This is a genomic window from Micromonospora sp. MA102, assembly GCF_025460765.1.
GTDB lineage: Bacteria > Actinomycetota > Actinomycetes > Mycobacteriales > Micromonosporaceae > Micromonospora > Micromonospora halotolerans.
The window spans coordinates 519,698-545,979 of record NZ_JAMWEG010000001.1; the positions used below are offsets into that span (position 1 = coordinate 519,698).

Annotated in this window: 24 protein-coding genes; 4 read left to right on the forward strand and 20 right to left on the reverse strand. The window is 75.5% G+C overall.

Going from position 1 to position 26,282, the window contains the following annotated elements; genetic code table 11:
* Positions 1–12: 12 nt before the first annotated feature.
* From NFX44_RS02530 to NFX44_RS02605, 16 genes are all read right to left on the reverse strand, one after another.
* Positions 13–1,866 (reverse strand): transketolase, encoded by a 1,854-nt coding sequence (locus tag NFX44_RS02530; RefSeq protein WP_262281998.1) that lies wholly within the window; start codon positions 1,864–1,866, stop codon positions 13–15.
* Between the two features lie 95 nt (positions 1,867–1,961).
* Positions 1,962–3,314: an MFS transporter gene (locus NFX44_RS02535; RefSeq protein ID WP_262281829.1), complete on the reverse strand. Its 1,353-nt coding sequence runs from the start codon at positions 3,312–3,314 to the stop codon at positions 1,962–1,964.
* A gap of 197 nt (positions 3,315–3,511) precedes the next feature.
* Positions 3,512–4,513, reverse strand: coding sequence for a hypothetical protein (locus NFX44_RS02540; protein ID WP_315974551.1), 1,002 nt, complete (start codon positions 4,511–4,513; stop codon positions 3,512–3,514).
* A gap of 73 nt (positions 4,514–4,586) precedes the next feature.
* Positions 4,587–5,501: a hypothetical protein gene (locus NFX44_RS02545; RefSeq protein ID WP_262281830.1), complete on the reverse strand. Its 915-nt coding sequence runs from the start codon at positions 5,499–5,501 to the stop codon at positions 4,587–4,589.
* Positions 5,502–5,556: 55 nt separating this feature from the next.
* Positions 5,557–7,197, reverse strand: a complete 1,641-nt coding sequence (locus NFX44_RS02550; protein ID WP_262281831.1) for a serine/threonine-protein kinase — start codon at positions 7,195–7,197, stop codon at positions 5,557–5,559.
* A gap of 240 nt (positions 7,198–7,437) precedes the next feature.
* Positions 7,438–7,938 carry a hypothetical protein gene (locus NFX44_RS02555; RefSeq protein ID WP_262281832.1) on the reverse strand — a complete coding sequence of 167 codons (501 nt, stop codon included), beginning with the start codon at positions 7,936–7,938 and terminating at the stop codon, positions 7,438–7,440.
* Positions 7,939–7,955: 17 nt separating this feature from the next.
* On the reverse strand, positions 7,956–8,768 hold the full coding sequence (locus NFX44_RS02560; protein ID WP_262281833.1) for a hypothetical protein: 813 nt from the start codon (positions 8,766–8,768) through the stop codon (positions 7,956–7,958).
* Positions 8,765–10,003: an MCE family protein gene (locus tag NFX44_RS02565; RefSeq protein ID WP_262281834.1), complete on the reverse strand. Its 1,239-nt coding sequence runs from the start codon at positions 10,001–10,003 to the stop codon at positions 8,765–8,767. Before NFX44_RS02565 ends, NFX44_RS02560 begins: the two co-directional genes overlap by 4 nt.
* Positions 10,000–11,436: an MCE family protein gene (locus NFX44_RS02570; protein WP_262281835.1), complete on the reverse strand. Its 1,437-nt coding sequence runs from the start codon at positions 11,434–11,436 to the stop codon at positions 10,000–10,002. Before NFX44_RS02570 ends, NFX44_RS02565 begins: the two co-directional genes overlap by 4 nt.
* Complete coding sequence (locus NFX44_RS02575) at positions 11,433–12,677, reverse strand: MCE family protein (RefSeq protein WP_262281836.1); 1,245 nt, start codon at positions 12,675–12,677, stop codon at positions 11,433–11,435. Before NFX44_RS02575 ends, NFX44_RS02570 begins: the two co-directional genes overlap by 4 nt.
* Positions 12,677–13,663, reverse strand: coding sequence for an MCE family protein (locus NFX44_RS02580; RefSeq protein ID WP_262281837.1), 987 nt, complete (start codon positions 13,661–13,663; stop codon positions 12,677–12,679). Before NFX44_RS02580 ends, NFX44_RS02575 begins: the two co-directional genes overlap by 1 nt.
* On the reverse strand, positions 13,660–14,694 hold the full coding sequence (locus tag NFX44_RS02585) for an MCE family protein (protein WP_262281838.1): 1,035 nt from the start codon (positions 14,692–14,694) through the stop codon (positions 13,660–13,662). The genes NFX44_RS02580 and NFX44_RS02585 overlap by 4 nt, the downstream gene beginning before the upstream one ends.
* On the reverse strand, positions 14,691–15,980 hold the full coding sequence (locus NFX44_RS02590) for an MCE family protein (protein ID WP_262281999.1): 1,290 nt from the start codon (positions 15,978–15,980) through the stop codon (positions 14,691–14,693). Before NFX44_RS02590 ends, NFX44_RS02585 begins: the two co-directional genes overlap by 4 nt.
* A gap of 2 nt (positions 15,981–15,982) precedes the next feature.
* A complete protein-coding gene (locus tag NFX44_RS02595) occupies positions 15,983–16,786 on the reverse strand; it encodes an ABC transporter permease (protein ID WP_262281839.1) in 804 nt (267 codons plus the stop codon).
* A 1-nt stretch (position 16,787) separates the two neighbouring features.
* Entirely contained in the window at positions 16,788–17,558 is a 771-nt protein-coding gene (locus NFX44_RS02600; RefSeq protein WP_262281840.1) for an ABC transporter permease, read from the reverse strand.
* Complete coding sequence (locus NFX44_RS02605) at positions 17,555–18,526, reverse strand: ABC transporter ATP-binding protein (protein ID WP_315974552.1); 972 nt, start codon at positions 18,524–18,526, stop codon at positions 17,555–17,557. Before NFX44_RS02605 ends, NFX44_RS02600 begins: the two co-directional genes overlap by 4 nt.
* 165 nt (positions 18,527–18,691) lie before the next feature.
* On the opposite strand from NFX44_RS02605, the gene shbA reads away from it, so the two are divergent.
* From shbA to NFX44_RS02625, 4 genes are read left to right on the forward strand one after another with little or no spacing between them, the layout of a single operon-like run.
* Positions 18,692–19,270, forward strand: coding sequence for an RNA polymerase sigma factor ShbA (gene shbA, locus NFX44_RS02610; protein ID WP_262281841.1), 579 nt, complete (start codon positions 18,692–18,694; stop codon positions 19,268–19,270).
* Entirely contained in the window at positions 19,267–20,103 is an 837-nt protein-coding gene (locus NFX44_RS02615; protein ID WP_262281842.1) for an anti-sigma-D factor RsdA, read from the forward strand. Before shbA ends, NFX44_RS02615 begins: the two co-directional genes overlap by 4 nt.
* A 42-nt stretch (positions 20,104–20,145) precedes the next feature.
* Positions 20,146–20,697, forward strand: a complete 552-nt coding sequence (locus tag NFX44_RS02620; protein ID WP_262281843.1) for a CHASE3 domain-containing protein — start codon at positions 20,146–20,148, stop codon at positions 20,695–20,697.
* A gap of 57 nt (positions 20,698–20,754) precedes the next feature.
* A complete protein-coding gene (locus NFX44_RS02625) occupies positions 20,755–21,756 on the forward strand; it encodes an ATP-binding protein (protein WP_262281844.1) in 1,002 nt (333 codons plus the stop codon).
* Between the two features lie 22 nt (positions 21,757–21,778).
* Here NFX44_RS02625 and NFX44_RS02630 read toward each other — a convergent pair whose 3' ends face one another.
* The 4 genes from NFX44_RS02630 to NFX44_RS02645 all read right to left on the reverse strand — a co-directional run bounded on the left by NFX44_RS02630 (position 21,779) and on the right by NFX44_RS02645 (position 26,262).
* Positions 21,779–22,855: a hypothetical protein gene (locus tag NFX44_RS02630; RefSeq protein WP_262281845.1), complete on the reverse strand. Its 1,077-nt coding sequence runs from the start codon at positions 22,853–22,855 to the stop codon at positions 21,779–21,781.
* Positions 22,852–23,199 (reverse strand): PadR family transcriptional regulator, encoded by a 348-nt coding sequence (locus tag NFX44_RS02635; protein ID WP_262281846.1) that lies wholly within the window; start codon positions 23,197–23,199, stop codon positions 22,852–22,854. Before NFX44_RS02635 ends, NFX44_RS02630 begins: the two co-directional genes overlap by 4 nt.
* A gap of 42 nt (positions 23,200–23,241) precedes the next feature.
* Positions 23,242–24,147, reverse strand: a complete 906-nt coding sequence (locus tag NFX44_RS02640; RefSeq protein WP_262281847.1) for an SPFH domain-containing protein — start codon at positions 24,145–24,147, stop codon at positions 23,242–23,244.
* Between the two features lie 336 nt (positions 24,148–24,483).
* The gene (locus NFX44_RS02645; protein WP_262281848.1) at positions 24,484–26,262 is read right to left on the reverse strand and encodes a hypothetical protein; all 1,779 of its coding nucleotides are present in this window, start codon (positions 26,260–26,262) and stop codon (positions 24,484–24,486) included.
* Between the last annotated feature and the right edge of the window lie 20 nt (positions 26,263–26,282).

Consider the following 26,282-nt stretch of genomic DNA (forward strand, 5'->3'; position numbering starts at 1 on the left):
GCCGGGGAACCGTCAGGCCAGGGCGCGCGCCGCGCCGACGATGGCGAAGGCGCCGATGCCCGCCCGGTCCATCTGCTGGGCCGGGGTTCCGGAGCCGGGCAGACCGCGCACGGCCAGGTGGTTGACCCGCACCGGCTCGGCCAGGTCGGCCAGCTCCTCCAGCACGGCGGAACCCAGCCCGCCCTGCGGGTAGTGGTCCTCGACCACCACCAACCGGCCGCCGGTGTCCCGCACGGCGTCGAGCAGCCGCTGCCGGTCGACCGGCTTCACCGAGTACAGGTCGATCACCCGGGCGTCGATGCCCTCGCGGGCCAGCTCGTCGGCGGCCGCGAGGCAGTTGTGCACGGTCACCCCGGCGCCGATGAGCGCCACGTCGGTCCCGTCGCGCAGCAGCTTGCTGCCGCCGACCGGGAAGTCCTCCCCGTTGTCGTAGAGCACCGGGTACTTGCCGCGGGTCGTGCGCAGGTAGCTGACGCCCTCCCGGTCGACCATGGCGGCGACCAGGGCCGCGCAGGAGACGGCGTCGCTCGGGTAGAGCACTGTCGACCCGTGCACGGCGCGCAGGGCAGCGAGGTCCTCCAACCCCATCTGGGAGGGGCCGTCCGGGCCGATCTCCACGCCCGCGTGCGAGCCGGCGAGGGCGATGTCGGCCCGCGAGATGCCGGCCATCCGGATGAAGTCGTAGGCGCGGGACAGGAACGCGGCGAAGGTGGCCACGAACGGCCGGTAGCCACGGACCCGCAGGCCCACCGCGGCGGCGACCAGCTGCTGCTCGGCGATGAACATCTCGAAGAACCGGTCCGGGTACGCCTCGGCGAACTTGTCCGTCCGGGTCGAGTCGCTGACCTCGCCGTCGAGGACCACCACGTCCGGCCGGACGCCCAGCGCGCGCAGCGCGTCCCCGTACGCGTTGCGGGTGGCCACCTTCGCCCCCTTCTCGTACCGGGGCAGCTCCGGTGGCGGCCCGGCGGCGGCGGGGGCCGGCGGCGCGGCGGCGGGCCGCGGCCCGGCGACCCGGATCTGCCGCACCCCGCCGAGGGCCTGGACGGCCCGCTCGGCCTGGTCCGCTTCGAGCGCCTTGCCGTGCCAGTCCGGCCGGTTCTCGATCTCCGGCACGCCCTTGCCCTTGACCGTCCGGGCCAGCACGACCGTCGGGCCGGTCGCCTCCCGGGCCTGCCCGAACGCCTCGTCGATCGCGGCCAGGTCGTGTCCGTCGACGACGATGGGGTGGCAGCCGAACGCCTCGACGCGCCGGCGGTAGGTGTCCAGGTCCCACTCCAGCTCGGTCGGGCCCCGCTGGCCGAACCGGTTCACGTCCACGATCGCGGTGAGGTTGCGGAGCCCGAAGTGGCCGGCCTTGTCCAGGGCCTCCCAGATGGAGCCCTCGGCCGTCTCGCTGTCGCCGCAGAGCACCCAGACGTGGAACGGCAGCTTGTCGAGGTACCGCCCGGCCAGGGCGACGCCGACGCCGACCGGCAGCCCCTGGCCGAGCGAGCCGGTCGCGACGTCCACCCAGGGCAGGACCGGGGTGGGATGACCCTGGAGGCGGGAGCCCGACTGGCGGTAGCAGTCCAGCAGCTCCTGCTCGCTGATCGCGCCGGTCGCCCGGAAGACCGCGTACAGCAGCGGCGAGGCGTGTCCCTTGGAGAAGATCAGGTGGTCGTTTGCCCGGTTGCCCGGGTAGGACCAGTCGTAGCGCAGGTGGCGGGAGATCAGCACCGCGAGCAGGTCGGCCGCGGACAGGCTCGACGTGGGGTGGCCCGAGCCGGCCCGGGTGCTGCACCGGATCGAGTCGATCCGCAGCTGGGCGGCGAGGTCCGCCAGCCCGGCCAGCTCCTCGTCGCGCAGGGTGCGCTCTGCTTCCATCGTCACGCCGCGTCGCCTCCGTCCCGACCAGCCCAGCGCCGGTCGCCCAGGCCGCCCGGGACGACCGGCGTCGGCCACTTCCGCCCATACGGTAATCAGGAAACACCGGTATTTTCGGACAACGACCTATTCGCCCGAACCCGGCGGGCGGGACGGCGGGTGGCCAGGCGGCCGGCCAGCGCCAGGTAGGGCAGCACGGCCACCGCGAACGCCACCGCGTGGCCGGCGGCCCCCGCCACGAGGCCGTACCCGGCGTAGACCGCGATGATCGTCACGTCGGTGGCCATCCCCGCCACCGAGGTGACCGTCGCCCGGTCGGGCCCGCTGATCCGGGCCTGCAACCGGACATCGGCCAGCACGGTGGCGAGCTGGAACGCCGCGAACGCGACGCCCACCAGGACGAACCCGGCCGGGTGACGCAGCAGTGCGCCCGCGGCCAGGGCCAGCGCGGCGCCGGCCAGCAGCGCGGCGAAGCCCCGGTCGGTCAGCCGCTCCCCCACCGGAGCCAGCAGCCCGCCCACGGTGGTGCCGGCCCAGACCAGCACGAGCAGCAGCGGCACGGTGGCCGCCGGGACCCCGGTGTCCCGGGCCAGCAGCGGCGTGTACTCGTCCAGGCCGCCCCACACGGCGGCGACCGCCGGCACCAGCAGCAGCGCCGCCCGCACCGACCGGTCGGCGCGGGCCTCGGCCAGCCCGCCGCGAAGGCTGGCCAGCCAGCCGGGCTCGTCCGCGTCGGACCGGTCGCCGCCGGCCTGATCCGTGCCGGGCCGGTCGCCGCCGGCCTGGCACGTGCCGGGCTCGTCGCCGCCGGCCTGGTCCGTGCCGGGCTGGTGCGTGCCGGCTTGGCGGTGGCACATTGCTCGCGCCGCCCGGTGCTCCGGGAACCGGGTGGCGACCGCCGCGGCGGCCAGGCACGCCGCCACGCTCGCGGCACCCACGGCCGGGTAGCCGCCGAGGGCCAGCACCGGCGCGGCCAGCCCCATGGCGCCGACCACCCCGAGCAGCTCGGCGGTCCTCGCCCGGCCCGCCAGGCGGGCGTACCGGCCGGCGGCGCCGAGCCGGTCCAGCTCGGTCCAGACCAGCGCCTCCAGGGCGCCGGAACGCAGCGCGCCGCCCGCGCCCCAGAGCAGGAAGCCGGCGGCGAACGCCGGGTAGGACGGGACGAGCACCCAGAGGGCGAAGCCGGCGGCGGTCAGCAGCGGGGCGAGGCAGAGCAGCAGCCGCCGCGAGACGGCGTCGGCCCAGGCGCCCGAGGGCACCTCCAGCAGGATGCCGGCGGCCGACCAGAGGACGAAGAGCGAGGAGATCTGCCCGACCGACAGCCCGGTGTCGGCGAAGAGCAGCGTGTAGACCGGGTAGAGCAGGACCAGGTCGGTGAGGAACGCGTAGGCGTAGAGCGTGACGGCGAGCCGGCGCTCGGCGGGCACGCGCGCGGAGACGACGAGCATGGGGACCTTCCCACGGGGACGTGACGGACACCGGACGTGCGGTGTCCGCGGTGGCCCGCGGGCTAGACCCTCGGCAGGGCATCAATGTCGCCAGTGCACGTGCCGATCGTAACCGGGCGCCCGGCCCCCGCGCCGCCCCACGCACACGGACCGGGGTGGGACCCGGAAGGGCCCCACCCCGGTCGGAGGTCGGTCGGTCAGCGGCGGGACCGGTCCACGTCCGCCTGCGGGATGACCATCGTGGCCTCGCTGTCCGCGGCCTGCTCGGCCGTCGGCTGCCGAGGCGTGGTCGGCTGGGTGCGGTCCGGGTCGGCGTACGCCGGCACCGGCTGGGTCGGCTCCGCCGCGCCGTACGGTGCGACCGGCTGGGTCGGCTCGACCCGGCCGTACGGGGCGACCGGCTGGGTCCGGTCCGCCTCGCCCTCACCGGCCACCGGCCGGGTCAGCTCGGCCTCGGCGTACGGGCCGGGCGTCCCGCCGAACCGCGCCTCGACGTCCCGCCGCCCGGCCTGGTACGCGCGGGCGTGGGTGGCGATGGTCCGCGACTCCTCCTCGGCCCGGGCCAGCCAGTTCTCCCAGCGGCTCTGCATGGGGCGGACCAGGCCGCCGCCCACGCCGACGATCAGGATGCCGCCGACGGTGGCGAGCACGGCGATCAGCACCGGAGTGGTCACCGTGGTGGCGACGCCGATCTGGTTGAGCGCGGCGATGACGCCGAGGCCGAGGATGAACACCGAGGCGATGTTGGCGAGCACCCGGCCGTAGGAGAGGCCGCCGAGGGCGCTGGAGATGATGTCCTTCACCGCCCGGGCGATGGCCGCGGCCACCACCACGATGACGATGGCGACGAACGCCCGGGGCAGCCAGGCGACGACGCCGGCGATCAGGTCGGAGATCGGGTTCGGGCCCCAGATGCCGAAGGCGAGCTGGAGGGTGACCAGCAGCACCGCGTAGTAGGCCAGCTTGGCGACGATGTCGCTGGCGTCGTACTTCGAGCGCGCGAGGGCGGTCTTGATGCCACCGCGCTCGACGGCCCGGTCGAAGTGGACCCGCTCCAGGACCTTGTCCACGATCTTCAGCACGGCCTTGGCGACCAGCCAGCCCACGATCAGGATGGCGATGAAGGCGACCGCCTTGGGCAGGAACAGCATCACCGAGCGGAACGCGTCGCCCACCGCGTCGCCGAAGTTGTCTTTCATCGAAGGGCCTCCACGCACACAGTCAGGGTCGGTTCGCCTGGAGCTACCCTGACCAGCCGTCCGGGAAACGCGGTCAGCCCCCGGGGCAGCGGTAGCGGACCTGCGTGTCGGCCTGCAGCGGCGACGGTTCGACGATGTTGACGGTGGCGCTCTCGACGGTCGTGCCGACCCCGCTGATCGTCCACTGGAGAGTGAGGGTGGCGGTCCGCTGGCCGCGGCCGACCCGCTCGGTGAGCAGGCCGCCGGGCGGGGCGTCCGACCGGAACCACTGGTAGCGGATCACGCCGCCGCGCCCGTTGGTCCGTACGGTGGCCACCACGTCGACGGTGACGTCGCAGGCCACGCCGGGTGGCCGGGGCACCGCCACGGTGACGGCCTCGACCTCCAGCGGGCGCAGCCGCTGCCACAGGTAGAGCCCGACCACCACCAGCAGCGCCGCGGTGAGCAGGGTGGACAGCACCGAGACGACCCGGCGCCAGACCGGTCGGGACCGCCGCGCCGGAGGCATCACCGGCCAGGCCGGGGCCGGCGGCGGGGTGGCCGGGACACCGGGCCCGAAGCGCAGCTCCCCGCCGGGCGCCGGTGCCCCGCTCACCGCCCGCGCGTCCGCCGTCGCCTCCCGGTACGCCCCGGCGGTGGACCCGCCGCCGGCCGCCGTGGCCGGCCCGGTGGGGTGCTGCCGGGGCCACGTGGTGTGGTACCCGGTCGGCTCGGCGGCGTCCGGGGCGCCGAACCGCGCGGTCCGGTCCGCCGCCGCTCCGAAGTGCACGGTCGGCTCGGCGGCGCCCGGCGGGCCGACGGTCGGGGCCCCGAACTGCGCGGTCGGCTCCGCCGCGCCGAGGTGCACCGTCCGGTCCGTCGGGCCGAGGTGAACGGTGGCGTCGGCCGGATCCACGGCACCGCCGCGGCCCAGGTCGACGGTCGCGCCGGGGTCGGCGGGCAGCGCGCGGGTGGGCAGCGCCTCGGTCGGCTCCTCGGGGCGGGTCACGAGGGCCGTACCCGGGTCACGGCGCGGGTCTGGGCAGCGGGCACGGTCACCACTCCTAGCCGGGGGTGCAGTAGTTGTAGAGCGTCACGTACACCGGGGACGCCGAGGTGGTCGCGTTGCCGGCGGCGTCGACGGCGGTGACCTGGATCGGGATGCGGGTGCTCTGCTTCGGCGCCGGCAGCGGGCCGAGGGTGCCCCGGAACACGCCGCGCCCGGCCGAGGCCATCGACCCCGTTCCGGTGGCGCCTCCCAGGGTGTAGCGGAAGGTGACCTTGAGGGCGGCCGGCCCGCTGCGGTCGTCGGTGACGGTGGCCGTGACCGTGCTGGTCTTGTACCCGTACCGGCAGCCGTCCGGTTCGAGCTGCCCCGGATCGGCGGCGACGCCGCTCACGGAGGGGGCGGTGACGTCGGGTGGTGGCGGCGGCGAGGTGCTGGTCGACGGGCTCGCGGCGGGCGCGCTGGTGCGTACCGGTGGGCGGGTGGGGGTCGCGGAGCGGGAGCCGCTCGGCCTGGCACCCGGCGTCGCCGACGCGGACGGGGTGGCGCTCGCGGACGGCGCCGGCGGCTCGGTCGGGGTGCCGCCGCTCGGGTCGGTGGTCGTGGCGCCGGCGACGGCCGGGCCGGCCGGGTCGGTCGGGCCGTCGGCGGTGACCGGGTCGTCGTGGGCGGTGTAGCTGTAGCCGGCCCCGCCGGCCAGTAGGGCGGCGACCAGGCCGACGCCCGCCAGCGCGGTCCGCGCGCGGCCGCGGCGGAACCGGCCGCCGCGCCCTGCCGTCGCGCCGAGCGTGGTGCTGGCCAGGCTGGTGGCGCCGCCCGCGCCGTCGGGGAACGGCCAGAGCGCGGCGAGCAGGGCGGCCCGGCGGGCCAGCTCGCGCAGCCCGCGCTCCTCCCACTCCCCGCCGTATCCGGCACCGGCCACCCGGTCGAGGATCTCCAGGAACACCTGGGCGGGCTGGGGCCGCTCGTCGGGACGCTTGGCCATGCCGTAGCGGAGCAGCTCGTGCACGGGCGCGGGGGCCGGGTCGGTCGGGATCGGCGCGGAGGCGTGCTGCTCGCGCAGGGCGAACAGGTCCGGCCCCTCGTACGGGGGCCGGCCGGTGAGGCACTCGAAGAAGGTGGCGGTGGCCGCGTAGATGTCGCACGCCGGGCTGGCCGGCGCGCCCGTCCACTGCTCCGGAGCCATGTAGCGGGGGGTGCCCGAGACGGTGGTGTCCGAGCCCTGGCCGACCGGCATGGCGATGCCGAAGTCGGCGAGCTTACTCAGCCCCTCCCCGGTGACCAGCACGTTCTCCGGCTTGTAGTCCCGGTGCACCACGCCACGGGCGTGGGCGGCGGCGAGGCCGGTGAGCGAGCCCTTCAACACGCACAGCGCCGCCTCGGGGGTGGTGGGGCCGTGCGCCCGCAGCATCTGGCGCAGCGAGACCCCGTCGACCAGCTCCATCACGATGGCCGCGCCGTGCGGCGACTCGACGTACTCGTAGAGGCGGCTGACGTGCCGGTCGTCGATCTCGCCGAGGAGCCGGGCCTCCGCCCGGAAGGCGGTCCGGAAGGAGGAGTCCGCGCCGATGTCGCGGACCAGGTACTTGATGGCGACCGGGGTGCCGGTGGCGTCGTGGGTGGCGAGCACGACGCTGCCCGACGCACCGGCGCCGAGCCGACGGACCGGCGTGTAGCCGGACAGCTGCCAGCCGCTCATGCGACGGCCTCCACGGCGTTCCAGGGGCGGGTGTCGGCCTCCGCCACGCTGGTCATTCTGGTCGCGCCGGCGCAGGAGTCCATCGGCGCAACGGGTGCTTCCCCGCGCCGGACGGAGACCCCGGAACCGGGGTGCCGGCCGGTTCCGGGGTCGGTCGTGCGTGGGCCGGGCGGGGCGGCGGGCGGATGGTCGGGAACGGACACACCGCCAACTGCTAGCAGACGCCGGCAAGCTTGCCGGTCAGATGGCGGTGGCCTGGACGACCTTCCACTCGCCGTGCACCGGGACCAGCGTGAGCACCACCCGGTTCTGGTCCACCTTCTCCCCCGCGGTGGTCACGTTGCGCCGGTACTGGTTGAGGTAGAGCAGCAGCTCCACCCGGTCCGGCCGGGCGTCGACCACGCCGGTGGCGGACACCTCGGCGAGCACCACGGCCTGCTGCTTCGCGGCGGTCGCCTTGAGCGCCGTGGTGGTCTGCGCGTACTCGTCGGCGAACGCGCCGGTGGCGAAGGTGCGGCCGTTGGCGACGCTGTCGTCGAAGGTGCGGTAGTCGTAGGAGAAGAGGGCCTTGGCGGCGGCCGGAGCGGTGGCCAGGGCCTGGCGTACGGCCTGGTCGCGCTGGTCGGCGCGGCGGTCGGCGGTCCAGCCGGCCACCGCCACGGCGCCGGCCAGCAGCAGCGCGACGACGAGCAGCGGCACGGGCCGCGGCCGGGGTCGACGCAGGACGGTCGGTAGGCGCATCGGTCTCCTCCTGTCGGTCATCCGACGAACTGGAGCTTGGTCACGAGCCAGTCCCCCGAGTCCCGGTCCCGAACCAGGTCGAGCTGGATCCGGTAGTGCGAGGGCCGCCCGTCGGGCGACTTGACGTTGCGGACGGTGGCGTCGACCGCCACCAGCACCACCGCGTGTCGCCGGTCGCCGGAGACGAGCCCGGCGCGCAGCACGGTCCCCTGGGACTGGACCTTGTTCTCCACGACGGCGGCGCGGACCTGGGCCTGGCCGCGGGTGAACTCGTCCTTGAAGTCACCGGTGGCGCCGGCGGTGATCCGGCTCAGGTCCCGGTCGACGCTGGCGGCGCTGACCGAGACGAAGTTGACCGCGGTCTGCCGGGCGGCGGCCACGGCCTCCCGGCGGGCCTGGTCGGTGGCCCGGTCGACGTACCAGCGGTGGCCCTGCACGCCGGCGCCGGCCAGGGCGGCGGCCAGCAGCACCACGAGCAGCGCGATGAGCGCCCGGCGCCGGCCGGGCGGGGCGGTGCCGGCCGGCTCGGCGTCGGCGTCCGGCCCGGCGTCGACGTCGGGATCGGCGGGCTCGGGGTCGGGCTCGGGCAGGTCCTCGACCTCGGCCGGGTCGCCGACGACCGTGAGGTCCCCGGCCTCGATGGGATCCTCGACCGGCTCCCGGTCGAGCCGTTCCAGCACCCGCTCGATCGGCTCGTCGGATGCGGGGACCGCCCGGCTGACCAGGCGGCGGCGCGGCACGGTCGGGCCGCCGGCCTTCGCGCCCTTGATGACCTTCAACGTGGTGTTCCTGCGGCTGGGCACCGCCACCTCCTCGGGTACGCCGGTCACGGGGTCACCCCGGCGAGCAACAGCTGTTTCCAGGACTGGGCCCCGGCGGTGCGGTACTGGCCGCCGGTGCCGCCGAACTGCAACGGGCGGCCGTCGGCGCCGAGCACCAGGCCGGTGGCGGCGTCGTACCCGGGGTCGCCGCCCCCGTCGGCCTCGGGCGGGGGCGTGGGGTCGGCGCCGGAGGGCCGGGGCGCGTTGCCGGCACCGCGCACGCTCGCTCCGGCGGCGCGCTCGCCGGCGTCGCAGCCGGTGGCACCCCCGCTGTAGACGCAGGACGGCGGGTTGCCCACGTTGACCACCAGGCCGAGGTGGGCGGTGCCGTCGCCGGGGGTGACGGTGTAGCCGCCGGCCACCGCGATCGGGTACACCACCAGGAGTTGCTCGATGCCGGGCAGCCGCCGGGCGGCGATCCCGTTGACGGTGACCAGGTTGCCGAGCAGCACGCCGACGTCGGGTTCCAGGCCGCGCAGCAGCGCCCGCAGCTCGACGCCGGCGGGCGGTCCGCCGGCCAGCAGCCGCCGCAGGTCCGGGTCGGCGGAGCGGAGCGTGGCGGCGAGCTGCGCCAGCCCGGCCGACCAGCGGCGCAGCGCCTCGGTGGACTCGGCCTGGGTGGTCAGCACGGTGCGGGCGTCGCGGATCAGCGCGAGGGTCTCGGGCAGCCGCCGGTCCGCCTCGGTGAGCAGGGCGTCACCGGCGTCGAGGATCCGGGCCAGGGCCTGCTCGTTGCCCTCGAACGCGGTGCCCAGCTCGGTGACGAGCACGGTCAGGTCGTCCGGGTCGACCGAGCGGACCAGCGCGTCCAGGTTGGTCAGCAGGGTCTCCGGTGCCAGCGGGAGGCCGGTCCGGTCGGCCGGGATCACCGCCCCGTCGGCGAGGTACGGTCCGCCGTCGCGCTCGGGGCGCAGGTCGAGGTACTGCTCGCCGACGGCGGAGCGCTGGGCGACCACGGCGCGCAGCGCGTCGGGGACCCGGACGTCCCGGTCGAGGCGCAGGTCGGCGCGGACCCCGTCGCCGCGCAGGGCGACCGCGGTGACCCGGCCGACGGGCACGCCGCGATAGGTGACCGGGGCGTTGGCGAACAGCCCTCCGGCGCGGGCCAGGTCGACGTGGACGACGTAGCCGGCGTGCAGCAGCCGGTCGCCGAGGCCGACGTAGCGGACGCCGACGTAGCCGACGCCGAGGATGCTCACCAGCACGAAGGCGAGCACCTGGAGCTTCACGGTGCGTCCGATCACGGGATCAGCCCTCCCCCGAGCACGTCGGTCAGGTCGCCGATCTGGCCGGTGACGGCGCCGGTCAGCGGGAGCACGCACTCTGTGGTGAGCACGGTGCCGGCGGGAAGTTCGGTGCCGGCGGGGAACGCCGTGCCGGGCGGCACGAGGCCCTTGGGCAGCAGGAGGCCACCCAGCGGCACGGTGGAGCCGGGCTTGAGCAGCTTGCAGCCCGCCGGCAGCCCGCACTCCTTGGGCGGGGTGAAGATGGCCGGGAAGTCCTTCAGGTCCGGCAGGCACTTGAGCAGCGGCAGGTCGGGCAGGTCGGGCAGGACGCCGCCGCCGGGCCGGGGGCCGGGCCGGGCCGGGCCGCCGGTGGCGGGCGGACGGGGCGCCGTCGGGGTCGCCGGCCGGGAGGTCCGCGGCGCCGGCGCGGGCGCGGCGGCCACCAGGTTGGCCAGGATGCTGGCGGCGTCCAGGTCGGCCGTGACGGACAGGTTCACGAAGTCGCCGACGATCGCGCCGGTCACGTTCGGCGGGAACGGGTACGACAGCATGAAGTCCAGCGACCTGGGCAGGTCGTCACCGGCCCGGGCGAGCTGCTCCAGGATCGGTTGCAGGGACGTCACGGCGGCCACCGTGTCCGCCCGGCTGCGCTCCACCACCCGGGTGCCCACGATGCCGAGCCGGCCCAGCGCGGTGAGTGCCTTGGTGAGCTGGGCCCGTTGCCGGGCCAGCACGGTGAGGCCCGGGGCGAGGGAGTCCAGCGCGTCGCCGACGACCTGCCGCTGCCGGGCCAGCCGGCCGCTGAGCCGGTCGAGGGCGTCGATCGCGCGGACGATGTCGGCCTTCTGCCGGTCCAGCCCGCCGAGGAAGGTGTCCAGCTCGGTCAGGGTGTCCCGCAGCGCCGGTTCGCGGCCGGCGAGGGCCCGGTTCAGCTCGGCGTTGATGGTGCGCAGCTGGGCCAGGCCGCCGCCGTTGAGCAGCAGGCCCAGGGCGGCGAGGACCTCCTCCACCTCGGCGCCGCGGGTGGTCCGGGACAGCGGGATGAGGTCGCCGTCGGCGAGTTCACCCCGGGCCGGCTCGGCCGGTGGCGGGGCCAGGGCCACGTACTTCTCGCCGAGCAGGCTGCTCTGCCGGACGGCGGCGGTGGCGTTCGCCGGCAGCCGCACCGCCCGGTCGACGCGCAGCCGGACCCGGGCGTGCCAGCCGTCCAGCGAGATCTTCTCGACGCTGCCGACGGTGACGTCGTCGACCTTGACCGCGGCCCGGGGCACCAGGTCCAGCACGTCGGTGAACTCCGCGCTGACCGTGTAGCCGGGGCTGGTCGGGCGCCCACCGGGCAGCGGCAGGTCCGCCACCTCGGGCAGGCCGCAGCCGGCGGGCAGCAGGGCCACGGCCAGCGCGCCGGCCAGCAGCCGGGCGGCCGTCCGCGCCCGGGCCGGTCGGGCGGTCACGCCGGACCCCGCAGGATGCCGCCGAGCGTGGGGTCGCTCGGGGTGGAGGAGCCGCCCGGCGCCTCGTCGGCGGTCGGCGCACCGGGGGAGCTGATGGATCCCGGTGAGGACCCGCCTCCCGCCGGGGCGCCGGGCGGCAGCTTGAGCAGCTTACGCAGCTGGTCGGTGAGGGGCAGCCCGCGCTGGCGCAGGGTCTGCGCGAGCTTGGTGCAGATCGCCGGCACCTCGGCGACGGGAAGCTGGTCGACCATCAGCGAGCAGGCGAAGGTGGCCGGGTCGTACGGGCCGAGCGGGTTGTCCCGGGTGTCCAGGGTGCCGGAGCGGGGGTTGTAGGCGAGGTTGAGGTTGCCGATGGCGAGCGGCGCCACGTCGAGGATCTGGATGACCGCCCGCTGCTGGCGGACCAGGACCCGGGTGATGTCGGTGAGCGCGGTGACGTTCGAGGTCAGGGCGGTCCGGTTCTGCCGGACGAAGGTGGTCACGTCGTCGAGCGCGGCGGCCAGGTTGCGCAGCGCCCGGGCCAGCTCCTCCTTCTCCCCGGCGAGCTGCTCGGCGACGTCGGCGAGCTGCTGCTGGAAGCCGCGTACCTGCTGGTCGCTGCGGGCCAGGGTGGTGGTGAAGCGTTGCAGGTTGGCCACCGTGCCGAAGAGGTCGCCGCGCCCGGCGGACAGGGTGCTCAGCGCGCGGGAGGCCCCGTCGAGGGTGTCGTGCAGGTCGGCGCCGTTGCCCTCCAGGTTGGCCCTGCCGGTGGCGACCAGGTCGGACAGGGCCCCGTCGGCGTTGGCGCCGGTCGGGCCGAGGGTCCGGTTGAACTCGTCGAGCGCGGCGTAGATGTCGTCGATCTCCATGGGCGCGGCGGTCCGGTCGACCGGGATCTGCGCCCCGTCGCCCAGCTCGGCGCCGCCGGTGTACGCCGGGGTGAGCTGCACGTAGCGGTCGCTGACCACGCTGGGCGGGACGATGAGCGCCTGCGCGCCGGCCGGCAGCCGCAGCCGCGGGTCGTAGCGCATCTCGACGCGGACCACCCGCCCCTGCGGGACCACCTTCTCGACCTCGCCGACGCGGACGCCGAGGATCCGCACGTCGGAGCCGGCGTACACGCCGACCGCGCGGGTGAAGTAGGCGACCACCCGCCGGTCGGGTGGTTGGTGACGCCACACGGCCGTCCCGACGGCGAGGGCGGTGAGCAGCACGGTGGCCGCGGCGAGCGGTCGCCGCCAGCGCTGGATCCGACCGGGCATCAGCGACCTCCGGTGGCGGCGGGCAGGTACGGCTGGAGCAGTCCGTCCACGTACGAGTCGAACCAGCGCCCGTTGCCGACGACGTTGGCGAAGGCGGTGACGAACGGGCCCATCCGACGGATGGTCTGCTCCAGGTCGTCGCGGTTGCGTTGCAGCACGGCGACCACCTCGCGCAGCTTGCGCAGCGCCGGTTCCAGCCGGGTGCGGTTGTCGGCGACCAGCCCGGAGAGCTGCGTGGCGAGCTGGTCGGTGCCGACCAGGAGCTGGTGGATGGCGTCCCGGCGCCGGCTGACCTCGGTGAGCAGCTTCTCCCCGTCGGTGACCAGCTTGCGGAACTCCTCGTCCCGTTCGGCGAGCACACCCGTGACGCCGCGCGCCCGGGCCAGCAGGGTACGCAGCTCGGCGTCGCGGTCCGAGACGGTGCGGGACAGCCGGGACAGCCCGGTCAGCGAGGTGTGCACGCTGGGCGGGGTGTCGGCGAAGGTCTCCGACAGGGTGGTGAACGCCCGGGCGAGCTGGTCGGTGTCGACCTTGTCGAGGGTGTCGGCGAGACCCGTGACGGCCTGCACCACGTCGAACGGGGCGGCCGTGCGGTCCAGCGGGATCTGCCCGCGCTCGGGCAGCTTCCCGGGGCCGGCCGGGGCGAGCGCCAGGTACTTCTGCCCGAGCACCGTCTTGATCCGGATGGTCGCGCCGGTGTCCCGGCCGAGGCGCACGCCGTCGTCGTCGACCCGGAACCCGACCCGCACGTACGGCTGCGGCTCGCGGGCGAGTTCCACGGCGGTGACCACCCCGACCCGTACCCCGGCCACCCGCACCTCGTTGCCGGTGGCCAGGCCGCTGGCGTCGTGGAACGCGGCGGCGTACGACCGGCCGGTGAGCGCGGCGATCCGGTCGAGCTGGAACGCGCCGAGCAGGGCGGCGACGAGCACGGTCAGCCCGACCGCGCCGACGATCACCGGGTTGCGTTCGCGGAACGGTCTCACCGGGCACCTCCGGTGGCGCAGCGGGCGGCGGTGGCGTCGACGCCGGGCACGGTGAGCGGCGCGTGGCCGTCGACGGCGAGCCGGCCGTCGAAGTCGCAGAGGTAGAAGTTGAACCAGGAGCCGTAGGAGGCGACCCGGGTCAGCGACTCGTAGCGCTGCGGCAGCCGGCCCAGGGTGGCGTCGATGACCTCGGAGTTGCGGCCGAGCGTGCCGGCCAGCTCGTCGAGGGCACGGACGTCGGCGGCGAGCGGCGGCCGGGTCTGGCGCAGCAGCCCGGCGGTGGTGTCGGTCAGCTCGCCGAGGCTGACCAGCGCCTCGCCGATGGCGGTGCGGTCGGCGGACAGCCCCGAGACGAACTGCTGGAGCTGGGTGACGCTCTGGTCCAGCTCCCGGTCGTGGCCGGCCAGGGTGCCCAGCACCTGGTTGAGGTTGGTGACCACCCGGCCGATCACCGCGTCCCGGTCGGCGAGGGTGCTGGTCAGCGAGGCGGTGCGTCGCAGCAGGCTGGCCACCGTGCCGCCCTCGCCCTGGAGCACCTGGACGATCTCGTACGCCAGCTTGTTGACCTCGGCGGGGTCGAGCGCCGTGAACAGCGGCCGGAAGCCGTTGAACAGCACGGTCAGGTCGAGCGCCGGTGTGGTCTGAGCGAGCGGGATGAGGCCGTCGGGACGCAGCGGGCGGGGGTCGCCGGGGCCCTCGGTCAGCGCCAGGTAGCGCTGGCCGACGAGGTTGCGGTAGCGGACGGCGGCCCGGACGCCGACGGCCACCGGCACCGTGCGGTCGACGGTAAAGGCGACCTCGGCGGTCGTGTCGTCGACCACCCGGATGTCGGCCACCCTGCCCACCCGCACGCCGGCGATCCGCACGTCGTCGCCGGCGAGCAGGCCGGTCACGTCGGTGAACCGGGCCCGGTAGGTGGTGCCGTCGGGCGGGAACGCGCCGAGGGTCTGCGCGAGCAGCCCGGTGGCCAGCAGCGTGATCGCCGCGAACACCAGCAGCTTGACCAGCGCGGGGGTCGTCTTCCCGGTCATCGGGCGGTCACCACCGCGCCGCGCAGCAGCGGGCCCCAGAGCAGCACCGCGATGTCGGGCACCTCGGCGGGTGGTGTCCCGGTGAGCCCGCCGACCAGCGGCTTCACGAGGGCCCGCTCCTCGCCGGTGCCGGCCCGGCCCATCTCCGGGGAGGCCGGCGCCGCGGGCGCCCCGCCGGCCGGCACACCCACGGGCAGGGGCTTCGGGGTACGGGCGGCGCCGTAGTCGTAGCCGTCGGCGACGGCCACCTCCGGCGCGGGCACCTGGGGGCTCGGCAGGCCGCGGCAGTCCGGGCCGTCGTGGGCGGCGTAGACGGGCTCGTCGCGGCCCCGCTCGTACGGGCCGCCGTCGCGGGTCACCTCCAGGGTGATGTGCATGCGACCGCCCTCGAAGGCCTCCTCGACCCTGGGTTGCAGGTCGACCAGCCCGTGCACCAGACACGGGTACTCCGGCGCGTAGGCGGCCAGCAGTTCGAGCACCGGGCGGCTGACCTGGCCGAGCCGGATGAGCTGGTCGCCGTGCCGGTCCAGGAAGCCGCGGGCGGTGTCGGCCGTGTCGGTCGTGTCGGCGAGGAACGCGGCGAGCTGGTCGCGCTGGTCGCCGATGGTGCGGGCGGTGACGGTCACGTCGCGCAGCAGGGCGAGCAGGTCGGGCAGCGCCGCGTCGTAGCTGTCCAGCACCGTGGCGAGCTGGCGCAGGTCCTCGGTGAGGGTCGGCAGCTGCGGGTTGACCTGCCGCAGGTACGCGCCGAGCCGGGTCAGGTTCGCGCCGAGCCGGTCGCCGCGCCCCTCCAGGGCGGTGGTGATCGCGCCGAGGGTCGTGGCGAGCTGGTCGGGGCGGACGGACTGGAGCAGCGGCAGCGCCTCGTCGAGCACCCGTTCCAACTCGACGGCCGTGCGGCTGCGGTCCTGGGTGATGACCGCGCCGTCGCGGATCGGTCCGGCGGTGCTGCCCGGGGGCGGGACGAGTTCCACGTACCGCTCGCCGAAGAGGGTCTTGGGCAGCAGCCGGGCCGTCACGTCGGCGGGGATCCGGCCGGTGGTGGCCGGGTCGAGGGCCAGCCCGATCGCCGCGCCGTGGCCGTCGCTGCGGACCGAGCGGACGGCGCCGACCACCACCCCGCGTACCTTCACGTCGGCGCCTTCCAGGAGGTGCAGGCCGGCGCGGTCGGCGCGGAGGGTGACCCGGTCGACCGGGGTGAACGCCCCGCGGTACTGCAGCACGGCGGCGGTCAGCGCCGCGGCGAGCAGGGCGACGAAGACGAGGCCGAGCAGACGGTGTCGCATGGTCACCCCGCGATCCGGACGGTGGTGGTGGCGCCCCAGATGGCCAGGGACAGGAAGAAGTCGACGACGTTGACCGCGACGATCGCGGTGCGCACGGCGCGGCCGACGGCGACGCCGACCGCGGCCGGCCCGCCCTGGGCGGTGTAGCCGTACCAGCAGTGCACGAGCACCACGATCACGCTGAACACCAGCACCTTGCCGAAGGACCAGAGCACGTCCTCGGGCGGCAGGAACAGGTGGAAGTAGTAGTCGTAGGTGCCGGCGGACTGTCCGAAGTAGCCGACCGCGATGGTGCGGGTGGCCAGGTAGCTGGCCAGCAGGCCGACCACGTACAGCGGGACGACGGCGACGAAGCCGGCGATCATGCGGGTGGTGACCAGGAACGGCAGCGAGGGCACGCCCATCACCTCCAGCGCGTCGACCTCCTCGGAGATCCGCATGGCGCCCAGCTGGGCCGTGAAGCCGCAGCCGACGGTGGCCGACAGCGCCAGCGCGGCCACCAGCGGCGAGATCTCCCGGGTGTTGAAGTACGCCGAGACGAAGCCGGTGAAGGCGCTGCTGCCGATCTGGTCGAGCGCCTGGTAGCCCTGGAGCCCGACCTCGGTGCCGGTGAAGAAGGTGAGGAAGCAGATCACGCCGACGGTGCCGCCGAGCACGGCGAGCGCGCCGGTGCCGAAGCTGACCTCGGCCAGCAGCCGGACCACCTCGCGCCGGTAGCGGCGCAGGGTGCGCGGCGCCCAGGCCAGGGCGCGCAGGTGGAAGGCGAGCTGCCCGCCCAGGTCGTCGAGATACCGCAGGACCGTCACGTCAGCTCCCCTTCTGCGGGACGACCTGGAAATACACGGCCGTGACCACGAAGTTCAGCGCGAACAGCAGCATGAAGGTGATCACCACGCTGCGGTTGACCGCGTCGCCGACGCCCTTCGGCCCGCCCTTCGCGGTCATCCCCTGGTGGCTGGCGACCAGCGCGGCGGCGGCACCGAACAGCAGCGCCTTCACCTCGCCCACCAGCAGGTCGGGGAGCTGGCCGAGGGCCTGGAAGCTGGCCAGATACGCCCCGGGCGTGCCGCCCTGGAGCACCACGTTGAACGCGTAGCCGCCGGTCACCCCGACGACGCTGACCAGGCCGTTGAGCAGCACGGCGACCAGCATCGAGGCGAGCACCCGGGGCACCACGAGGCGGTGGATCGGGTCGATCCCGAGCACCTGCATGGCGTCCAGCTCCTCGCGGATCTTCCGGGCGCCGAGGTCGGCGCAGATGGCCGAGCCGCCCGCGCCGGCGATGATGAGCGCGGTGACGATCGGGCCGGCCTCGCGGACCACGGCGAGCACGGAGGCGGCGCCGGTGAACGACTGCGCGCCGAGCTGGCGGACCAGCGAACCGAGCTGGAGCGCGATGACCGCGCCGAACGGGATGGCGACCAGCGCGGCGGGCAGGATGGACACCGAGCTGATGAACCAGGCCTGCTGCACGAACTCGCGGACCTGCACCGGCCGCCGGCCCAGCCCGCGCAGGGTGTCCAGGCAGAACGCGAAGAACTCGCCGGTGTTCCGGACCGCGGCGACCGGGGCGCTCATACCGCCACCTCCTCGCTCGGGTCGGCCGCCCAGCGGCCCTCGAACGACCCGGGCGGCGGGGTGACGCCGTGCTCGCGGCACCACTGGCCCGGCGGGCGCTCGGCCCGGCGCGGCCGCCCGTCCGACGGGGGCAGTTGCAGCGGGATCGGCGGCAGCGGCGGGAGTTCCGCGCCGGCCTGCGCCTCGGCCGCGAGTTCCTCGGCGTCCTTCTCCTCGGCCATGCCGATCGGGCCGATCCGCTGGGCGTTGAGGAACTGCCGGACCACCGGCTCGGTGCTGGACAGCAGCATCTCCCGCGGCCCGAACATGGCCAGGTGCCCGTGGTAGATCAGGCCGATGTTGTCCGGCACGGTCCGGGCGGTGTTGATGTCGTGGGTGACGATCAGGAAGGTCGCCCCGGTGCGCTGGTTGAGATCGACGATGAGCTGGTTCAGGTAGGCGGTGCGCACCGGGTCCAGCCCGGAGTCCGGCTCGTCGAAGAGGATGATCTCCGGGTCGAGGACGAGCGCCCGGGCCAGCCCGGCCCGCTTGCGCATCCCGCCGGAGATCTCGCCGGGCAGCTTGTGCTCGGCCCCCACCAGGCCGACCATCTCCAGCTTCTCGGTGACCACGGCCCGGATCTCCGACTCGGACCGGCGGGTGTGCTCGCGCAACGGGAACGCCACGTTGTCGTAGATGGTCATCGAGCCGAACAGCGCGCCGTCCTGGAACAGCACACCGAACAGCTTGCGGACCTCGTACAGCTCGCGTTCGGAGAGCTTCGGCAGGTCCCGGCCCGCGATGAGGACGGAGCCCCGGTCCGGCCTCAGCAGACCGACAAGCGTCTTGAGGAACACGGACTTGCCCGTGCCGGAGGGTCCCAACAGGACGGAGATCTCCCCGGCGGGCAGGGTCAGGGTGAGGTCCGACCAGACCGGGTGCCCGCCGAAGGACTTGGTCAGTCCGCGTACCGCGACCTCGACGCCCATCGTTCCCCTCCCTTCGTGTCTCATCTGGGACATCGGGCGGGGTCGACCGGACGCAACAACTACTTTGCGTCATGGGCCGGGGACGACCGGCAAGCTATGCAAAACCCCGGAGGTGTCGATAACGTGCCGGAAACCGGCCGGCGATGAGGATGTTCCACGAACGCCATGACGACAGTGATCGAATCCGAGCTCGTCCGCCGGGCCGCCGCGGGCGACCCGGCGGCGGTCGAGGAGCTGCTCGTCGGCGTACGGCCGGGGCTGGTCCGCTACTGCCGGGCCCGGCTGGGCCGGGTGGGCGGGGCGTACACCACCGCCGACGATGTGGCCCAGGAGGTGTGCGTGGCCGTGCTGCGCGCCCTCCCCCGCTACCGCGAGCAGGGCGTCCCGTTCGCCGCGTTCGTCTACGGCATCGCCGCGCACAAGGTGGCCGACGCGCAGCGCTCCGCCGTCCGCGACGCCGCGGTGACCCCCACCGACAGCCCCGTCGACCGGCCGGACGCCGCGCCCGGTCCCGAGCAGCAGGCCGTGGCGAGCGACCTGGCCCGGCGGCTCTCCGCGCTGCTCGACCGGCTCCCCGACGTGCAGCGGGAGATCATCCTGCTGCGGGTCGCGGCGGGACTGTCCGCCGAGGAGGTCGGCGGCATCGTGGGCATGTCCGCGGCCGCGGTCCGGATGGCCCAGTCCCGGGCCCTGACGCGGCTCCGTACCCTGGCCGGGGGCTCACTGGACGAGGTGGCGGCATGACCGGGCGCACGCCGGGCGACGGCGACGACGTGATGGACCTGGGGACCATCGCGCGCGACGACGCGCTGCTCGACGCGCTCGGCCGCGGTGAGGCCGCACCCGAGGGCGACGCGCTCGCCGGGGTGCTCGCCCTCTGGCGGGCGGAACTCGCCGACGAGCCGGCCACCGCGGTCCGCCCGGGCGCGCCGGAACCCGCCGGCGAGGCGCCCGCGCGACGCGCGGCCCGCCGCCCCCGCCCCTGGACACTGCGGCTGGCGGCCGCCGCCGTGGCGCTGCTGGCGCTGGTCTCCGGGCTCGGCATCGGCAGCCGCGACGCCGGACCGGGCAGCCCGCTCTGGTCGCTGACCCGGCTGCTGCACCCCCAGCAGGCCGAGGTGCGCGGGATCGAGGACACCATCGGCAAGGCGCGCGCGGCCCTGGACGCCGGCCGGCTCGACGACGCCGAGGCGCTGGTCGCGCAGGGCCGCCGCGACCTCACCCGGGTCGAGGACCCGGCGGCGGTCACCCGGCTGGGCGCCGCGCTCGACGTCCTGGCCCGCGACCTGGCGGCGGCCCGTGCGGCGACCGCGCCGCCGGGCGGCGCGCCGCCCGCCACGGCCACGGCCACGCCCGCGCCCACCGCCGTCCCGAGCCCGACCGTCACCGGTACGCCACGGCCGGCCCCCGCCACCTCGGGCGGCACGCCGAGGGCCGGGTCGAGCCGTCCGCCCAGCCCGGCGGGCAGCCCGCTGCTGCCGCTGCCCCGGCTGCCGTTGCCGCTGCCGTCGGTGTCGGTGTCCGGGCTTCCGCTGCCCGAGCTGCCGCTGCCCACCGGGGGCGGGTTGCTCGACTGAGCGAATCCGCGCGCGCGACCGGCACTCCGTTACTGTGCTGCCGTGAGCAGCGCAGCGACGGCGGCCACGACCGTCACCGAGGGACGCCGGGCGCGGATGACCACGAGCCGGCGGCTCAGCGTCATGATGCTCGGGATGACGGTGCTGGTCCTCGCCGGTGGCGGGATCGGCGCGGCGGCCCTGTCCCACACCGCCGCGGTCTCCGACCGGCTGGCCGACCACATCTCCCCGGCCCGCACCGCGGTGAGCCGGCTGGAGAGCGGCCTGCTGGAGCAGGTGGCGGCGGTCCGCGGGTACGTCGTCACCGGCGACCCGGAGGCGCTGCGCCGGTACGAGGACGGCGTGGCCGCCGAGCGCGCGACCGCGCGGCGCGCCCGCGACCTGCTCAGCGGCGAGCCGGACGCGCGCCGTGAGCTGGACGGCGCGCTGGCTCTCGCGGAGCGCTGGCGGGCCGAGTACCCGGCCCGGCTGATCGCCGCCCGGCGGGCCGGCGAGGGCGCGGCGGAGCTGGCGCCCGTGGTGCGGCGGGGCGGGGTCGCGTTCGACGCCGCGCAGGCCGCGCTGACCGGCCTGGAGGCCCGACTGGACCGGTAACAGGCGGCCGGCCGGGCCGACCTCGACCGCGCCCGCGCGCTGCGCGACCTCCTGTTCGTGGCGATCCTGGCCACCCTGCTGCTGTCCAGCATCGTCATCTCGGTGCTGGTCCGCACCACGGTGCTGCGCCCGCTGGACCGGCTGGGCGCCTCGGTGCGCCGGGTGGCCGGCGGCGACTTCGAGCACCGCCTCGCCGCGGAGGGGCCGGCCGACATCGCCCGGCTCACCGCCGATGTGGAGACCATGCGGCAGCGGATGGTCGACGCTCTGCACACCAGCCGCCGGCACCGGGACGCCCTCGAACAGCAGGCCGCCGAGCTGCGCCGGTCCAACGAGGACCTGGAGCAGTTCGCCTACGTGGCCTCGCACGACCTCCAGGAGCCGCTGCGCAAGGTGGCGTCGTTCTGCCAGATGCTGCACCGCCGCTACGCCGACCAGCTCGACGACCGGGCCCGCCAGTACATCGGGTACGCGGTGGACGGGGCGACCCGGATGCAGAGCCTGATCAACGACCTGCTGGCGTTCTCCCGGATCGGCCGCGTCTACGGCGAGGACCGGGAGGTGGACCTGGCCGCCATGCTCGCGCAGGCCGAGTCGAACCTGTCCGACCGGATCGCCGAGGCGGGCGCCGAGATCGTGGCGGACCCGCTGCCCGTGGTGCACGGCGACCCGACGCTGCTCACCATGCTCTGGCAGAACCTGCTCGGCAACGCCGTGAAGTTCCGGCACCCGGACCGGGCGCCCCGGATCCGGGTGGCGGTCACCGGGGACGACGCCGGGTGGGAGTTCGCCGTGGCGGACAACGGCATCGGCATCGACCCCCGCTACGCCGACAAGATCTTCCTGATCTTCCAGCGACTGCACCCGCGCGGCGGCTACGACGGCACCGGGATCGGGCTGGCCATCTGCAAGAAGATCATCGAGTACCACGGCGGCACGCTGCGGCTGGACGACGGATACGCCGAGGGCGCCCGGTTCGTCTTCACCCTGCCGAGGCCGGCCGGCACGGCCGCCGTGCCGGAGCAGGCGGGCGAGCGGACGCCGGTGGCCCCGGCCTGAGCGCGGGGCCACCGGCGGCGGCTCAGCCGACGGGGCGTTCCCGGTCGGCGGCCCGGCCCAGCGCCACCATCCGCAGCGTCTCCTCGCGCCGGCGCACCAGCAGCACCCCGGCCAGGAACGTGACCGGCGGGACCAGCACCAGCAGGAGCCACTGGGCCGGCACCAGCGCGATGGCGTGTCCCATGTGGGCGGTGGACACCGCCCAGCCGGCCAGCGCGGTGTCGATGACCAGCACCAGAGCGACAACCGGCGCCAGCAGGACGGCGACCCGCCGGCGGACCGGCCGGCCCAGGCTCACCAGGGTGGCGACGGCGGCCAGGGCCGCGGCGGCGAGCCCGGCGACGTAGAGCCAGATCACCAGCTCGCTGCGGGCTTCCAGGTCGTAGAGGACGTAGACGGTGCGGCTGTCGGCGGCGACCTGGAAGGGGGGCCGGGCCAGTCGGCTGACCGCCAGAACCGACACCACCGCGAGGCCGGCGGCCACCAGCACCACGAGCCGGCGCACGCCGAGGACCGCGACGGCCCGGCGGGCCGGGGCGGGCACGGTGAGCGCGGCGGCCGCCACCACGGCGAGGGCGAACTGGGGCAGGGTGTCGACGACGTACGTCGGCTGCTCGGCCACCCCCGGCCCGACCAGCACGAGCCACCCGGCGACCCCGGTCCAGGCCAGGCCGGCGGCCGCGCGGGGCAACCCGGCCAGCGCGGTCACCGCCACCGCCGCCCAGCCGGCCACCCGCAGCCAGTCGACCAGGTCGGGGCCCGCGGGGCGCACCGGCGGCGGCAGGGACGGGTCGACCAGAAGCTGGTCGAGCAGGTTGCGCCCGGCCGCGGCGCAGAGGACCAGCGCCACGAGGACGCCCGTGACGGCCGCGGCGTCGGCCCAGGCCGGCTCGGTGAACCCCCGTGCGCCCACCCGTAGCCGGGCCCGCAGGCCGGCGCCGATCAGGTCGATTGTGTCCCGGAACCCCGGCCGGGTCTGTCCGGGCCGCGTGCCGGCCAGGAGGACGGCCACCATCTCCTCCTCGTACACCCGGCGGTGCTCCCAGGGGTGGACGGCGAGCAGCCGGCGGTAGCGGCGCTCGAGCTCGGCGGCGCTCACGCCATCCCTCCCCCGGGCAGCAGGCCGGCGGCGCGCAGCCGGCGGCCGGCGGTGTCGGCGTTGCGGCGCAGCCGGGCCGCCTCGTCGGCGAGCCGGGTCGCGCCCGGCGCGGTGAGCCGGTAGTAGCGGCGCAACCGGGACTGCACGACCTCCTCGCGGTCGACCTCGATGAGGCCGTCGGCGCGCAGCCGGTCGAGGGCGGCGTAGAGGGTGCCGGCGCGCAACCGGACCCGCCCGTCGGAGATGCGCAGCACGTCCTCGATGACCGCGTAGCCGTGCCGGGGTGTCTCGGCCAGCGCGGTGAGGACCAGGAACGTCGGTTCCCGTAGGGGGCTGTCGGTCATGCCGGCGAGCATATACCGGCTATCGGTATATGCGCAGTACCGTCACGGCGCCGGCCGCCGCCCGTCCCCGTCGGCGGCGGCCGCGGCGACGCCCTCCGTGACCGGCCCGAGCGCCGGACCCGCCAGGCCCGGCCCGGCGTGCTCCGTCGCGCCCGGCCCGGCCGGTGCGGCCTGCTCGGTGCCCCCGCCGGCGAGCCGGTCGAAGAAGCGCAGCAGCTCGACGGGGAACGGCATGACCAGGGTGCTGTTCTTCTCCGCCGCCACGTCCACCACCGTCTGGAGCAGCCGCAGCTGGTACGCCCCCGGCGTGTTCGCCATCGCCCGCGAGGCGTCGGCGAGCCGCCGCGACGCCTGGAACTCGCCGTCCGCCGCGATCACCCGGGCCCGGCGCTCCCGCTCGGCCTCGGCCTGCCGGGACATCGACCGCTTCATCCCCTCCGGCAGCGACACGTCCTTGACCTCCACCCGCTCGATGAGCAGGCCCCACGGCTTCTCGGTGGGCGCGTCGATGACCGACTTGAGCTCCGCGTTGATCCGGTCCCGGTCGCGTAGCAGGGTGTCCAGGTCGGCCTTGCCGATCACCGACCGCAGCGCGGTCTGCGCGACCTGGAGCACCGCCGACGGGTAGTCGCGGACGTTGACCAGCACCTTCACCGGGTCGACCACCCGGTAGTAGACGACCGCGTCGACGGTGAGCGTCACGTTGTCCCGGGTGATCACGCCCTGCGCGGGCACCCCGATGACCGTGGTCTGCATGCTCACCCGCACCATCCGGTCGGCCACCGGGATGATGACCTGGAAGCCGGGCTGCCGGATGTGCTCCAGCACCCGGCCGAAACGGAACACCACCCCGCGCTGGTACTGCTGCACGAGCCGGATGCTCAGCGACGCCACGAGCACCACGAGCGCGACGACGATGACCAGCACGACGACGGCGGCGGCTGCCATGGTCCCCCTCGATCCCGGAGGCGCCCGCCTCCCGGCCGCGCGCGTACCCGCTCCCCCGCGCTTCACGCCTGCGCCGAGTCGAGACCGCGAACGCCCGGTCCGGGGAGGGTTCCGGGTCGGTGGGCAGGCTCAGCGCCTACGAACCTGATGTCGTCGATGACTCAGCCCCGCGCCGCCGCGGCCGGGTCCCGTAATGAGTCACCCACGTCATCAGGTTCGTAGGGGCTCACGGGCCATGACCGGCTCCGCGCCGGAAGCCGGCGGATCCGGGGCCTCGACGCCACGGCCGTCCGGACCTGAGCGCCGCATCTGGCGCACCTAACGGCGATCGCGGGATCAGAAGCGGCGGGCCGGCGGGATGCCGTGCGGCGCGGCCTGGCGCAGCAGCCAGACCGGGTTGCCGGCGCCGACGAGCACGCCGTCGCGCCCCCGGACCTGGGTGCGGACGTAGCTCCCGGCGCCGACGGCGACGGACAGGTCGTGCCAGCCCTCACGGAGCTGCCGCCAGGAAATGTGTCCGATGCTGATCGCCGGGGTCGGGTCCGCGACGCCGGCCCGGTCGACCGCGCCGGTGACCACCTCAAGGGTGGCGCCGGCCGGCAGGTCGGTGGCGCGCAGCCGCACGGTCAGGTCGGCGGCCTCGGTGGTCACCACGGCGCCCATCGCGCTGCGGCCACCGATCTCCAGGTCGAGGGCGCCCCGGTAGCGGGCCAGGTCGGTGAACCAGGCCTGCCCGGCACGCAGCGCCGCCACGAGATCGTCCCGGCCGGTCGAGGCCGCCCAGACGTACGTGACGTGCCGGTCCGGCCCGGCCCGCCAGTCGGTGCCGGCGTGGTCGTCGGTCACCCCGACGGCGGTGACCGGGATGGCGTTGCGGGCCGCCACGTCGTACGCCCAGAGGTGGTCGTCGACCGGGCTGCGACCGATCTCGATCAGGTCGGCGCCGAGCGCGTGCCGCTCCACGAGCAGGTGCGCGAGCGATTCGCGCCGTTCCACGTCGAGCGGGTGGTTCCAGCAGACCACCCCGCCGTGGCCGTGCAGGAACTCCACCATCCGCTCTGTCGCGCCGACGTCGTTGTCCCGGTACGGCGGCGACGGGAAGGGCGGCAGCGTCTGGTCGCCGCCGAACCAGTTGAGGTGCCGGACCATCGACACCTCGAACGCGCGGTGGTGGGTGACCCCCGGGTACGCCCCGTCGTACCCGCGCAGCACCTCGGCGCGCAGCTCCTCGCCGCCCTGCCCGGCGCGTCGGGCCCGGTTGAACACCAGCCGGTCGACCACGAACACCCCGCGGGCGCCGGAACCGACCTGCACCCCGAGGCGCAGGCCGCGCAGCGAGTTGTCCCCGGCGACGAGGTCCGGCCACAGCCGCCGCACGTCGGCCAGCAGGTCGAGGGTGTGCCGCCGCCGGGCGCCGGTCGGGGCGGGCAGGTCGACGGTGCCGTGCCGGCCGTCGGCGCGGTGCCGGGTCGCGGTCGCCGCGCCGAGGCGGTAGCGGAGGACGAGCTGGCCGGCGGGGCGGCCGGCGCCGGCCGGGTGGTGGGACAGCGCGATCTCGACGATCAGCGCGGCGTCCGGGCCGGCCACCTCGGGCAACACGTCGAGGTGCAGGGTGGTGTCGGAGATGTTCCCGGTGTGCGTGAAGTTCCACGCCTTGCCCGCGTACCAGAGGGTGCCGGCACCGGCGGCGGTGAGCCGCAACGCGCGGCCGGGCTCGTCGGCGGGGGCGGCGACGAAGTCGGCGGCGGACGCGGTGAGCGTGCCCTCGGTGGACGCCTTCCAGGTCCAGGCCAGGCCGCCCTCCGGCTCCTCGGGGCCGTCGAAGTTCACGACCCGGCGGTGGTCGTGGGCGGCGACGCGGAAGTCGTGGTCGGTCCACCAGACCACGTCGACGGCGTTGCGGCGGGCCTGGTCGAGGTGGGCGGCGTAGCTGGCGACGCCCTCGCTGAACGAGGCGTGCAGGTGCATGGCCATGCTGATCGGCCGCCGTCCGCGCGCCGGCGGAGGCGGGTCGCCGGTGGCGGCCAGGCCGACCGGCACGCCGATCCCGGCGACCGCGAGGCCACCGGCGGCGGCGAGCAGGCTCCGCCGGTCCAGCCGCGCCCGATCGCCCATGCCGCTCCCCCGCTCCCCGT